The 12,034-nt window shown below is 62.4% G+C and carries 11 protein-coding genes; 3 read left to right on the forward strand and 8 right to left on the reverse strand.

Going from position 1 to position 12,034, the window contains the following annotated elements; genetic code table 11:
- Positions 1–409 precede the first annotated feature (409 nt).
- Entirely contained in the window at positions 410–730 is a 321-nt protein-coding gene (locus FHS82_RS14240; RefSeq protein WP_166954002.1) for a hypothetical protein, read from the reverse strand.
- Between the two features lie 786 nt (positions 731–1,516).
- Between FHS82_RS14240 and FHS82_RS14245 the strand changes: the two genes are divergently transcribed.
- Both FHS82_RS14245 and FHS82_RS14250 read left to right on the forward strand, forming a co-directional pair.
- Positions 1,517–2,374, forward strand: a complete 858-nt coding sequence (locus FHS82_RS14245; protein WP_166954004.1) for a DUF6502 family protein — start codon at positions 1,517–1,519, stop codon at positions 2,372–2,374.
- Entirely contained in the window at positions 2,371–3,585 is a 1,215-nt protein-coding gene (locus tag FHS82_RS14250) for a DUF5666 domain-containing protein (protein WP_166954005.1), read from the forward strand. Before FHS82_RS14245 ends, FHS82_RS14250 begins: the two co-directional genes overlap by 4 nt.
- A 44-nt stretch (positions 3,586–3,629) precedes the next feature.
- On the opposite strand, the gene FHS82_RS14255 is transcribed toward FHS82_RS14250, so the two are convergent.
- The 6 genes from FHS82_RS14255 to FHS82_RS14280 all read right to left on the reverse strand — a co-directional run bounded on the left by FHS82_RS14255 (position 3,630) and on the right by FHS82_RS14280 (position 9,672).
- Entirely contained in the window at positions 3,630–4,451 is an 822-nt protein-coding gene (locus tag FHS82_RS14255) for an SDR family NAD(P)-dependent oxidoreductase (RefSeq protein WP_166954006.1), read from the reverse strand.
- 37 nt (positions 4,452–4,488) lie between these two features.
- A complete protein-coding gene (locus FHS82_RS14260; protein ID WP_166954007.1) occupies positions 4,489–5,892 on the reverse strand; it encodes an aldehyde dehydrogenase family protein in 1,404 nt (467 codons plus the stop codon).
- Between the two features lie 39 nt (positions 5,893–5,931).
- Positions 5,932–6,918: a Bug family tripartite tricarboxylate transporter substrate binding protein gene (locus FHS82_RS14265; protein ID WP_166954008.1), complete on the reverse strand. Its 987-nt coding sequence runs from the start codon at positions 6,916–6,918 to the stop codon at positions 5,932–5,934.
- A 208-nt stretch (positions 6,919–7,126) separates the two neighbouring features.
- Positions 7,127–8,635: a tripartite tricarboxylate transporter permease gene (locus tag FHS82_RS14270; RefSeq protein WP_166954009.1), complete on the reverse strand. Its 1,509-nt coding sequence runs from the start codon at positions 8,633–8,635 to the stop codon at positions 7,127–7,129.
- 20 nt (positions 8,636–8,655) lie between these two features.
- Positions 8,656–9,138: a tripartite tricarboxylate transporter TctB family protein gene (locus FHS82_RS14275; RefSeq protein WP_166954010.1), complete on the reverse strand. Its 483-nt coding sequence runs from the start codon at positions 9,136–9,138 to the stop codon at positions 8,656–8,658.
- Between the two features lie 183 nt (positions 9,139–9,321).
- Positions 9,322–9,672: a hypothetical protein gene (locus FHS82_RS14280; protein ID WP_166954012.1), complete on the reverse strand. Its 351-nt coding sequence runs from the start codon at positions 9,670–9,672 to the stop codon at positions 9,322–9,324.
- A gap of 216 nt (positions 9,673–9,888) precedes the next feature.
- Here FHS82_RS14280 and FHS82_RS14285 point away from each other — a divergent pair, with 216 nt between their 5' ends.
- Positions 9,889–10,668 (forward strand): SDR family oxidoreductase, encoded by a 780-nt coding sequence (locus FHS82_RS14285; protein WP_166954015.1) that lies wholly within the window; start codon positions 9,889–9,891, stop codon positions 10,666–10,668.
- A 156-nt stretch (positions 10,669–10,824) separates the two neighbouring features.
- On the opposite strand, the gene FHS82_RS14290 is transcribed toward FHS82_RS14285, so the two are convergent.
- Positions 10,825–12,030 carry an ABC transporter substrate-binding protein gene (locus tag FHS82_RS14290; RefSeq protein ID WP_166954017.1) on the reverse strand — a complete coding sequence of 402 codons (1,206 nt, stop codon included), beginning with the start codon at positions 12,028–12,030 and terminating at the stop codon, positions 10,825–10,827.
- Between the last annotated feature and the right edge of the window lie 4 nt (positions 12,031–12,034).

Genomic DNA, 12,034 nt, shown 5'->3' on the forward strand with positions numbered 1-12,034 from the left:
CCTTTCTTCGACAATTTCGGAACCGATGGCCGGCATCGACCTGAAAGGCCGCGCCGCGAAACTATCCTCGTGCAACATAATCCACGTAAAATAAACGTGTGTTGACAGTAATCAATAATCTTCGCGATAGCAAAAATATTCCTGAAAGAAATCAGTTTATAATTATTCTTATAAATATTTGGCGTATTATATAAGACGTGAAAGGAAGATACCGACAGCCCGTTCAACCGGCCCCTGTCGAAGCCCCTTGCGCCCTCGGGCCCGGAAGACGGCGATCGGAAGACGGCTGGCATCAAGGCTCCGGCTGCAGCCGGAGCTTGCGGAGCGAGCACTCGATTTTTCGATGAGAAATCGACTCATGCCGCAGGGCCACAGAATGCGCGCGGCCGCCCGGCAGCGGACTTCGCCGCTATGCCCCGCGGTTCGACGTCCGCGCATTGGCGGCGGACTGGCGCCCCGGTTTCGCTTGCGGGCCTGCCCGATCCCGTTCGTTGGTCGCGCAATTGCCCGCCCCGGTGAACCGACCGTCATCGGGTGCGGCACGCGCGCTTCGTGCCCATTTCCTGCGCCGCCGCCCTCTCCCGAGCGCGGCAATGCCGATGACGATTACCGAGAGCATCAGGGCGGCGATTAGTATGAGCGATATCTGCACGAACGTCGTCACGTACTGCGCAACGGATATCCAGTCGATGGAGCCTAGCCAGGCAACAAAGCGCATGAGAAGAGTCATCTGCAACGGGTGCCTTTCAGCGCCTGCATGACGCCAGAGAGGAATGTTTGGGCTGATCCCGGCCGGTTACCGGATCCCGATAGATGCTGTAAGAGCAATCGAGTTCCCGCACCCGCGCCAGCTCCGCAGTCACGAGCAGGCAGGCCATGCCTATCCAGACAATCGCAAGGGCAACCCCGAAAACAGAGGCTGCCAATCTGCTGAAGAAATACACCGTCATGGATGCAGAACCTCGTGCAGCAGAGTCAGGGCGTAAGGAAAGGCCAGTGCCAGCCCGACACACACGCAGCGCCGAATCTGGATCAGGCAGGGCCAGGTGCGGAGTGTGCGGCCAAAAGACTTGCAGTGCCTGACAGGGAGGCTGTCATGTTCCGGAACGCTGTCACGCATATTGACTATCTCATGAATGGGATATTTTCCCACATTTATAACATATCCCATTTTCCGGCAAGGGCGGTTTGAGATATTTCGTGGCATTATTTCCCACGCTTAATTGCGATAAACGAAACCGGAATGACACGATCCGTACTTTTTGTAAGAACGTCCACGACGGTTGATGGGATTTATTCCCACCTATATCCCGCACGGTTCATCGGCGGGTCGGCGGGCCAATCCATATCCGTGCTTGAAATCACCGATGGAACATTCCGGCGCCCAACGCGGGGCGGGCATGGACACGTTTGTTTTTGCAATCGGGGCACTCATCGGGGCGTCCGGTTGATTATCGCAAGTTTTTGAAATATGCATGTGGGATAATTTACCATCAAGAAACGGTTGTCACGTGGAATGACGGACGTGCGGCGGGATCAATTACCGGATGCAGGGCGGCTTCATCGTCCGCTGGAAGCGATTCTGCGGCCGATCGTCAAGCTGTGCATCCGCAGCGGCCTTACCTATCCTGCCCTGGCCAAGCTTTTATGCGCCCTTTATGTCAATGTCGCCGAGCATGAATTCGGCATTCCCGGCAAGTCCCAGACGGACAGCCGCGTGAGCCTTCTGACGGGCATCAACCGCAAGGAGGTCGCCCGTCTGCGCGGCGCCGGCGCGCCGGTACACAAGGCGCCGGCCTCCGTATCGCGCACCAGCCAGATCGTCGCGCAATGGCTGGCCTCCTCCCGCTTTACGGATGCGGACGGCAACCCCCTCCCGCTTCCCCGCCAGCCGGTGGACAACGCGCCCTCTTTCGAGGAGCTGGTCGCGCTGGTCACCAGGGACGTGCATCCGCGCTCGGTGCTCGACGAATGGATCGACAGGGGCATCGCGGCGGTTGACGAGCACGACCGCGTCCAGTTGCGGGAGGAAGCCTTCGCCCCCCGGCCCGACGACGAACGCAAGCTGTATTACTTCAGCCGCAACCTGCATGACCACGTCTCCGCCGCCGCCGCCAACATCGGCGTGGAAAAACCGCCCTTTTTCGAGCGCGCGGTTCACTACGACGGCCTCTCCGTGCAAATGGCCGCACAACTTGAGGCGTTCTCCCGCAAGCTGGGCATGGACGCGCTGCAAAAAGCCAACAGAGAAGCGCACAAGATGGCGGGACAGCAACAGGCAGGCAATGCCCGTTGGATTTTTGGCATTTATATCTATCGCGAAACCGGCGATGAAGATGCCGCCGGAGCCCCGGGAAATGGGGAGACAGAATGACGAGTCCATCCGCCTTTTCCCGTCGGACGTTTCTGGCTGGCCTCGCCGGCATCGGCTCTGTCTCCCTCGTCGGGCCGGGAAAGGCGAACGATGAGGAAACGAAGCCTTATGCCGGTGACCGTGGGCTCGGCGGGACAGGCTTCATCGGCACCATTCAGCGTTTCGGAAGCATCATCGTCAACGACAGCCGCATCGGCTTCAGGCCGGATGTCCGCGTCACGCTCGACGGCAACCCTGCATCCGTGGGCGACCTGCGCATCGGCCAGGTGGTGCAGACCGTCGCCCGGACCGACGGAGAAGGCTTCACGACCACGCATATCGCCGTTGTCAGCGAGGTCGTCGGCCCCATAGACCGGATCACGCAGACGGGGCTGACGGTTCTGGGCCAGCAGGTGGAAACGGCCGGCCTGACGCGGCAGAACCGGTGGCGGGCGGGCCAGCGGGTCGCCGTCTACGGTCTTCGCCGGATCGACGAAACCATTTTTGCATCGCGTATCGAGTACCGCGCGCCGGGTCGATCAGCGCGGCCGGATACGGTTTCCGGCGTTGTCGTCAACGATGGCAAGGCGCTCTGGATCGGCAACTTGCCACTGAAGGGCGTGCCGCCCGAGGCCGTGGGCCGGCGTGTCACACTCACCGGCAGCCGGGAGAAGGGGTGGTTCGTCGCGCGGTCAGTCAGGCGGGACGATTTCATCCACACGCCGGGCCTGCGCCGCCTGTCCATCGAGACCTTCGCGCGCTCGGTCGGCGATGCCATCCAGACCGTGGCCGGGCTGGCGCTGGACGGACACCGCCTGACGCGGGGCGCGGATTTCGACGAGGCTCGCGTCGTGATCAGCGCATCCGTCGACGAGCGGGGCCGGACCATCGCCGACAATGTCGGTCCCAGCAGCAGCCGCATCGGAGACCGCGGGCCTGGAGCCGGACGCGGACCGGGACCGGGACAGCCGACGGGTCGCACGCCACAGCCGTCGCCGATGGCCGAACCCTCCTTCGGCAGAAATCGCGCCTCGCCGGGCGTGCCGGGACAGGGGCCGATGGGCCCGTCGCCCGAAGACAGTCGCTTCGGCATGGACGGGATGGGACCACGCAATGCGGGAGGCGGCGGTTTCAGCGGCTCCGGAGCTGACGGCGGCCGCGGCGGTTTCGGCTCACCGGGAGACGGCGGCGGACGAGGCCGTGGTTCGGGGCCAGGCGACGGCCCGCGATGACCGTGGCTTGCCGGGCCGGCCGCCGTCTGAAGCCTGGCTCGATCTCACGCCATCAACGACAAGCCCCCGCTGACCTCCAGAACCTCGCCGACGATATAGTCGGCCATCGGACTGGCCAGGAAAAGCACCGGGCCGGCGATGTCGGCCGGCTGCCCCACCCGGCCTGCGGGAATGCCCTTGATGCGTTCGGCATACTTCTCGGCCACGCTGAAGTTGCCATAGAATGCGGTATCCACCAGACCCGGCGCCACCGCATTGACGTGGATGCCGCTTGCACAGAAATCCTTGGCGAACGCCTTGGTCAGCGAGGACACCGCGCCTTTGGCGGCGGCATAAGCGCTGCCGCCGGGGGCCCCACCATTGCGCGCCGCCGTGGAACTGACGTTGATGACGCGCCCGCGTGCGGATTTCTTCAACAGTGGCAGGCAGGCCTGCGTCACCAGAAACACCGAACGCAGGTTGATGCTGATCACGCGATCCCATGTTTCCGCGGGCAGCTGGTCGAAGGCCATCTTGTCGGGCGAAGCGCCGGCGTTGTTGACCAGCACATCCAGACGGCCGAAGGCGCCATCAATCTGCCCCGCGATGGTCCGGCTGACGGCGGGATCGGTAAGATCGCCGTCCACCAGCAACGTGCGGGCGCCGCCGGCCTCCAGTTCCTTTTGCAGTGATTGCGCCGCTTCTGCGAGCCCGAAATCGTGCAGCACGACGCTGGCGCCAGCATGCGCGAACTCACGGGCAATCTGGCTGCCGATGCCGCCGCTGGCGCCAGTGATGAATACGATCTGGCCGGAAAAGTCTGACATGAGGTCTCCTGAAAGTGGATCGGATGCCGGGAACGGCGGCGCGGAACGCTCGCCCGGCAAAGAGCGCCATGGCGAGGCCGCTTTTGCTGGAACTGATTTAGCCGGGGTTGGCGACCAGATAGGCTTTCTTGCGCACGAAGCGCGTGATCGAGTCGTAGCCGAGACGCGAACCTGCCAGCCCCGAGTGCTTGAAGGCATTTTTCTCGTGCATGTCGCCTTCGCCGATGGCCGCAGTGCCCAGTCCGGTGCCGTTGATGCTGACGGCCCCCACATCGATGCGCCTGGCGATCGACAGCCCCTCCTCCGTCGAACCGGCGAAAACCGCACCGCTCAGCCCGTAGCTGCTGTCGTTGGCCAATGCGATGGCTTCGTCGATGGAGTCGTAGGTCATGACAGGGATGACAGGGCCGAAGGTCTCCGCCGTCATCAGCTCCATGCTATGATCGACATCTGTAATGACGGTGGGTTCAGCCCACCAGCCCCCGTCACGCTGGGTCACCGGGCCGCCGCACAGGATTTTCGCACCCTTGTCGACGGCATCCTGCAAGTGACGGTTGATGATGTGAGCCTGACTTTCCTGGATGATCGGCCCGAGGGTGCCGTCCTGCAGCGTGGGATAGGCCAGCCTGACCTTCCGGGCATGTTCGATCAGCTTGTTGATGAAAGGTTCCGCAATCGCCTCAGGCACGTATACACGCTCGATCGACACGCAGACCTGGCCCGCATTGGCGACGGCACCCTGAACGATCCCGGCGGCCGCCCTGTCGATGTCTGCGCTGGCCGTGACGATGGCGGGGTCCTTGCCGCCCAGTTCCAGAAAGGAAGGGATGAAGGCGCGCGCAGCCGCCTGCGCCACTTTTTGCCCGGTCGGCACGCTGCCCGTGAAGCACACGGCATCGACGTGCTCGATGAGTGCCGCTCCCAACGAGCCGTCACCGGTGATGTAGCGCAGTACGCTTGCCATTTCCGGTACGCGCTCCAGCGTGGCCACGAGCGGCGCGACAAAACGCGGCGTGACTTCGCTGGGCTTGACGATGGCGGCACATCCGGCGACGAGCGCCGGAATGGTGTCGAGCAGCGAACTCGACAGCGGAAAATTCCAGGGGCTGATGACGCCAACCAGCGGAAACGGGCTGAGCCCGCCATGAATATCGACATGGTTCAGCGAGCGCAGGCGCTGGCTGCGTTCGGTGAACACCTCGCGCGCCATGATGGTGAGCTTGTCGATGCTGCCGGGCAGGCGCAGCAACTCCCGCTCCGACTCCACGACACGGCCCGTGTCGGCGATCAGCGCCTGCAGGATGACATCGCGGTCCTTGTCGACTTCGTGGCGCCATGCGTTGAGCACCTCCAGACGCCTCTCCAGACCCTCCTGCTCCCACTGTGGCTGGTGAGACCTCAGTTCCCGGGCAATGACAGGGAGTTGAGCTGGGTCTGTCGCCTGAAATTCATAGTCGAACTGGCCGGTACGCGGGTTGCGCACAGTAATGGTCTGGCTCATGACGGGCATGGCTCCCGGTTGAGTGAAAGAAAGGGTGAGTTATTCGACATTGATATTGGACTCGCGGATCACCTTGCCCCACTTTTCGCGCTCGGTCTGGATGAAGTTCTGGATCTCGGCGATATCCATTTCGCGGGCAGTGAAGCCGATTTCGAGCAGGCTTTCGCGAACCCCTTTTTCGCGCATCAGCTGGTTGATGGTCTGGTTGAGCTTCTGGTCGACGGCCGCGGGCGTTCCCTTGGGCAGCACCAACAGGTTCCAGATGTCGGCCTCATAGCCGGCAAGGTCGCCTGCTTCGGCCACGGTGGGAACATCGGGGAAGGTGGAGATGCGTTCTGCGGACGTGATGGCCAGCGGCCTCACGGAACCCGCCTTCATGTGGGAAAACACGCTGGCGATGCCGACAGTCGCGAAATCTATCCGTCCTGACATGAGATCAGTCATCAGGGCAGAATCGCCGGTATACGGAACATGGGTCATCTTGATGCCTGCCATGCTGGCCAGGTATTCGGTTGCCATGTGTCCGGGCGATGCGTTTCCGGCGGACCCGAATGAAATCGAACCCGGCTCCTTCTTGGATCGCTCGATGATATCCGCGAGCGTCTTCAAGCCGGAGTTGTTACCGGTGATTACGACCATCCCCGAAGAGCCGAGATAGGCGACGGCATTCAGATCCTTCTTGGGGTCATAAGGCAATTCCCTGCCCAGCAGGTCATGGATCATGGTGGAGGATACGCCGGACACGGCCATCGTGTATCCATCCGGCACGGACCGGAGCGCCTGCCCAACGCCGAGCGAGCCGGCAGCTCCCGGCTTGTTCTCGACCACGACGGACTGTCCGAACGCCGCCCCCATGGCCTTGGCGACGATGCGCCCCGCCAGATCGGTCGTACCGCCCGGCGCATATGGGACGATCATCTGTATGGTTCGATCGGGATAGGTGTCTGCTGCCTGCACTGGCACGGCGGCGGAGAAAAAGCCGGCAGCGGCCAGGCCGATCATCCGGGATAGAATGTTCAGTTTCATGGCGTCCACTAACTATGTTCGAGTTCAGGGAGTCTCGGAGCATTTACACTGCCGCGCGTCTGGCACGGGCATTTTCAGAAAACATCAATTTTTATTGATGTTTTCATTTGCATAATTTGAATATATTCAAGTTACATATTTTATTTCGGCAGCCATTTTCATCTATGCTACCAGCAGCGGCTGATGCTCCGGTATTTTTCGACAAGAGCTAGTCTTCAACAAAGGCCTCCTCCCTTTTTCTGCTGATGAAGGGAACGGAGGCGACGACGATCATTGCCGCCGAAGCCAGAAGCAGCCCTGCCGAGATCGGGTGGGTGAGGAAAACGCTCCAGTCGCCGCGGGAAATGATCAGCGCCCGCCGCAGATATTCCTCCATCATCGGCCCAAGGATAAGGCCGAGCAGAAGCGGCGCGCATTCGCAGCCCAGTTTACGGAAAACATAGCCCGCGACCCCGAAGATCATCAGCATCCAGATATCGAAGACACTGTTGTTGAGAGAATAGACGCCGATGACGCAGAACAGCAGTATCACCGGGAACAGCAGCCGATAGGGGATCGTCAGCAGCCGCACCCAGATGCCGATCAGCGGCAGGTTGAGGATGACGAGCATCAGGTTGCCGACCCACATCGATGCGATCAGGCCCCAGAAGAGCTGCGGGTTGCTCGACATGACCTGCGGTCCGGGCTGGATGTTCTGGATCATCATGGCGCCGATCATCAGGGCCATGACGGCGTTGGAGGGAATGCCGAGGGTCAGCATCGGGATGAACGAGGTCTGCGAGCCGGCGTTGTTGGCCGATTCCGGACCGGCGACGCCACGGATGTTGCCCCGCCCGAATGCCGGGACGGAATCCTTGGCGATCCACTTTTCCAGTGAATAGGATGCAAAGGACGACAGCAGTGCACCGCCGCCGGGCAGGATGCCGAGGATCGATCCCAGAAATGTGCCGCGCAACACCGCCGGCATCGATTCCCTGACCTCCGCCCGGGTGGGGTAAAGCCGGTCGATCTTGTTGACCAGCATACCTTCGCGCCCCTGCGGCGTCGACAGGTTGACGATCACCTCGCTCAGCCCGAACACGCCCATGGCGACGACCGTGAAATTGATGCCGTCGGAGAGTTCCGGAATCCCGAAGGCGAAGCGCGTGACGCCGGAGGTGATGTCAGTGCCGCCAAGCCCCAGCAAAAGCCCGATGATGACCATGCCGATGGCCTTGAGCAGGGCGCCGGTCGCCAGCACCACGGCACATACGACGCCGAGTAGCATGAGCGCGAAATACTCCGCCGGCCCGAACTGAAAAGCGATGCTGGTCATTGCCGGCGCGAAGGCGGCGATAATCAGGGTGCCGACGCAGCCGGCGAAGAACGACCCGAGCGCGGCAACCGAAAGAGCGGCCCCCGCCCGGCCGTTGCGCGCCATCTGGTAACCGTCGAGCGCGGTGACCACCGAGGAGGATTCACCGGGCAGGTTGATGAGAATCGCCGTGGTCGAGCCGCCGTATTGGGCGCCGTAGTAGATGCCGCTCAACATGATCAGGGCGCTGACAGGATCGAGGCCATAGGTGATCGGCAGCAGCATGGCGATGGTGGCGACCGGCCCGAGGCCGGGCAAGACACCGATCATGGTGCCCAGAAAGCAACCGATAAAGGCGTAGAACAGGCTCTGGGCGGTCAGGGCCGTTTCGAACCCGATTGCGAGGTTGCTGATGAGATCCATTGCGGTTCCCTCGATCCGGCTTACAGAAAGGCCGGCCAGAACGGCACGGGTAGCCGCAAGGCCAGATGAAAGATCACATAGCAACAGACTGCCAGGATCGCGGCGGTCAGGACCATCTCCTTGATGCGCATCGGGCGGATCGCCATTCCGACAACGAAAACCAGACCTGCGATGGCCACCAGCATGCCGAACGACGGAAGCCCTAACGATGGAAGCCCGCCCAGAAGCACACCGAAGACGAGATTGGCGGCAAGAACGAATATCAGGGGTCGTGGCGCGAAATCGGTAATCGCACCCTCCGGATCCGCTTCGCCGGCAAGGGAAAAGTAGGTGACCATAACGCCGATGCCCGTCAGCAGGATGGCGAGCAGAAGAGGGAAGTAACCGGGCCCCATATTCGACGCCGAACCGATCTTATAGCTGCTGGCGCCGATCACGTAAGCCATGCCCAAAGCTATGAACATGAGACCGGACAGGAAGTCCTTTTGGCTCTTTATGCCCATGATGGGCTCCTTATACTGGTGAGCATTTTTCAATATTGAAGCGCATTTCGGGACGATCCGCTTGCGGCGCCGCTGTCAGCGGTGGAAATCATAGCGGTCCCGATGCGGACATGCCGTCGCGGACATCCCTGACGTCCATTGCCGCCTCCCTTTTCGCCCGCCGCGGCGGCCGTGATCCACCTCTCACGAATTCCGGATACGCCCGGGCAGAAACCGTTTCTCCCCGTCCCCCGGGGCATGGTTGACGAGGGGGTGGATCGGCGTGAGGTCGCAGGCGTGGGTCATGCCACCCGGCTTCGGGCGGCTGGCGGCGCGAGTGACAAGCACTGAATCCGTTGGCAGCCCACACGGGCCGCGATCGTTTGCGGGGAAAGCGCTTGCCGAAGGCTCCATATCCGCAAGCTTCTGCGCCGCCTGCCGGGCGCATTCCCGCGCATTCGTGCGCCGCACGGCGCTCTCGGCCTGTTCCGACAAGGCAGACCTGCGGGCCGGGCTGAAAAAAGCTCGCTGCTCTTCGGGCAGTTCGATATCCATGGTTCCCTCCCCGGACGTTCGCCCTGTTGGTTAAGTGTACTTTGACACAAAGGGAATGCGGCGATAACGATGCTCTGGTCTAGCATAGGAAACTAAAAGTTATGGCAGAGCACAGCCGGATCCTGCCTCCGACCCGCCGCGTGCGGCTGTTCGAGCATCGGCACCGCGCTGCCGAATAACCGGCCGGATCACCGGGCACGACAGGGGGAGAACAGCATGAATCTGGAACTCGACGGCAAGACGGCGCTCATCACCGGCGCCTCGAAAGGCATCGGCCTTGCGGTTGCACGAGCGCTGGCGAAGGAAGGTTGCGACCTTCATCTCGCCGCCCGCGACGGCGAGGCGCTCGCAGCCGCCCGGAAGGAGATCGAAACGGCGCACAAGGTTCGCGTGGCCCTGCACGCGCTCGACCTGTCGCACGCGCAGGCGACGGAAAAGCTTGCGGCCGATGCCGGCGATATCGATATTCTCGTGAACAACGCGGGCGCCATCCCCGCCGGCTCGCTGGAACATCTCGACGGCGAGGCATGGCGACGCAGCTTCGATCTCAAGGTATTCGGCTATATTACGCTGGCGCGCGCCTTCTACATGAAAATGAAAGGCAAGGGAGGCGTCATCGTCAATATTATCGGCAACTCGGGCGAAAACTGGGATGCCGGCTTCATCGCGGGCAGCACGGGCAATGCCGCGTTGATGTCCTTCACCAAGGCGCTGGGCGGCGCGAGCTTCGAGGACGGGATACGGGTCGTCGGCATCAACCCGGGCCCCGTCGCGACGGAGCGGGTATCGACGCTCATGAAGCGCAAGGCCGACGAAACGCTGGGCGACGAAAACCGCTGGCAGGAACTGTTCGAAAAATACCCCGGCGGCCGGCCGGCATCCGTGGAGGAAGTCGCCGATCTGTGCGCCTTCCTGTCGTCCGCGCGTGCCAGCTACATATCGGGCACCGTCGTCACCATCGACGGCGGCTTCTCCGCCCGTCGCCGCGCCGTATGACGGGACCGGCAGGCGCGTTTCCAAAGAATACGCGCCTGCCTTTCATACGCAATTCACGTGGCGCGACCCGAAAAGGCCGCCCTTGTTCATGGGGCGGCCTTCTGTTGCGAGCGGTCGCCGGCATGCGGCGGCTTGTCCCTTCCGGAGGCGTTGGTATTACTTGCCCTTGGTGATCGGACAGGCGCTCTCGGAAAGCGGCCGGAAGGCGCGTTCCGCGGGAATGGTGGAGACCACGCGGTAATAATCCCAGTCGTAGGCCTTGTCGGCGGGCGACTTCACCTCGACCAGATACATGTCGTGGACCATGCGGCCATTGGGCAGCAGCTTGCCATGGCGCGAGAACATGTCCTCGACGGGGTTATCGCGCATCCAGGTGAGCACCTGGTCGGAGTCCTTGCTGCCCACGGCCTTCACCGCCCTGAGATAGTGCAGCACGCCCGAATAGATGCCGGCCTGCGCCTCGCCCGGCATCTTGCCCGTGCGCTCGTGGAAGCGCTTGGCGAAGGCGCGGGTCTGGTCATCCATGTCCCAGTAATACGGCACAGCGAATTGCAGGCCCTGCATCATGTCGAGGCCAAGGCCATGCACATCGGTAATGAAGGTGAGCAGGCTCGCCAGCCGCTGCCCGCCCTGCTGCAGGCCGAACTCGCGGCCCTGCTTGATGGCATTGATCGTCACATCGCCGCCCGACGCCAGCGCCACGATCTTGGCGCCCGAATTCTGCGCCTGGAGCAGGTAGGAGGAGAAGTCGAGCGTCTGCAGCGGATGACGGACGCTGCCGACGATCTTGCCGCCGGCCCCGGTGACGGCTTCGCGCATGGCCTCCTCCATGCTGTGGCCATAGGCATAGTCCGCGACAAGCAGAAACCAGGTGTCGATCCCCTGCTCGATCAGGGCGCGGGCGGCGCCGCGCGTCTGGGAATAGGTGTCGAAGGTCCAGTGCAGCCCGTAGCCGTTGCACGAATCCTCGGTCAAGCGGTCGGTGGCCGCGCTTGCATAGATCGCAATCTTCTTTTTCTCGGCGGTGAGCGTGTTCACCGCCAGCGCGATGGCGGAATTCGGCACGTCGAGGATGACGTCCACGCCGTCGACGTCATACCATTGCCTCGCGGTGTTGAGGCCCACGTCGGGCTTGTGCTGGTGGTCGGCGAAAATCAGCTCGATCTTCTCCCCCAGCACCTCTCCGCCGAAATCCTCGATCGCGAGGCGCGCGGCCTCTACCGATCCCGCGCCGGAGAGGTCCGAGAAGGGGCCGCTCATGTCCGTCAGCACGCCGAATTTCACCTTTTCCGCCACGGCCGCGCCCGCCGTCAGGTTCATGGCCAGCACCAGCGGCAACAGATATTTCCAGGGTTTTCCCATTACG

The sequence above is a fragment of the Pseudochelatococcus lubricantis genome, from assembly GCF_011762225.1.
GTDB classification, from domain to species: Bacteria; Pseudomonadota; Alphaproteobacteria; order Rhizobiales; family Beijerinckiaceae; genus Pseudochelatococcus; species Pseudochelatococcus lubricantis.

Excerpts from the sequence above, each read along its gene's own strand:
- FHS82_RS14240 (WP_166954002.1), bottom strand. The coding sequence starts at position 730 with ATGACTCTTCTCATGCGCTTTGTTGCCTGGCTAGGCTCCATCGACTGG.
- FHS82_RS14245 (WP_166954004.1), top strand. The coding sequence starts at position 1,517 with ATGACGGACGTGCGGCGGGATCAATTACCGGATGCAGGGCGGCTTCAT.
- FHS82_RS14250 (WP_166954005.1), top strand. The coding sequence starts at position 2,371 with ATGACGAGTCCATCCGCCTTTTCCCGTCGGACGTTTCTGGCTGGCCTC.
- FHS82_RS14260 (WP_166954007.1), bottom strand. The coding sequence starts at position 5,892 with ATGAGCCAGACCATTACTGTGCGCAACCCGCGTACCGGCCAGTTCGAC.
- FHS82_RS14265 (WP_166954008.1), bottom strand. The coding sequence starts at position 6,918 with ATGAAACTGAACATTCTATCCCGGATGATCGGCCTGGCCGCTGCCGGC.
- FHS82_RS14270 (WP_166954009.1), bottom strand. The coding sequence starts at position 8,635 with ATGGATCTCATCAGCAACCTCGCAATCGGGTTCGAAACGGCCCTGACC.
- FHS82_RS14275 (WP_166954010.1), bottom strand. The coding sequence starts at position 9,138 with ATGGGCATAAAGAGCCAAAAGGACTTCCTGTCCGGTCTCATGTTCATA.
- FHS82_RS14280 (WP_166954012.1), bottom strand. The coding sequence starts at position 9,672 with ATGGATATCGAACTGCCCGAAGAGCAGCGAGCTTTTTTCAGCCCGGCC.
- FHS82_RS14285 (WP_166954015.1), top strand. The coding sequence starts at position 9,889 with ATGAATCTGGAACTCGACGGCAAGACGGCGCTCATCACCGGCGCCTCG.
- FHS82_RS14290 (WP_166954017.1), bottom strand. The coding sequence starts at position 12,030 with ATGGGAAAACCCTGGAAATATCTGTTGCCGCTGGTGCTGGCCATGAAC.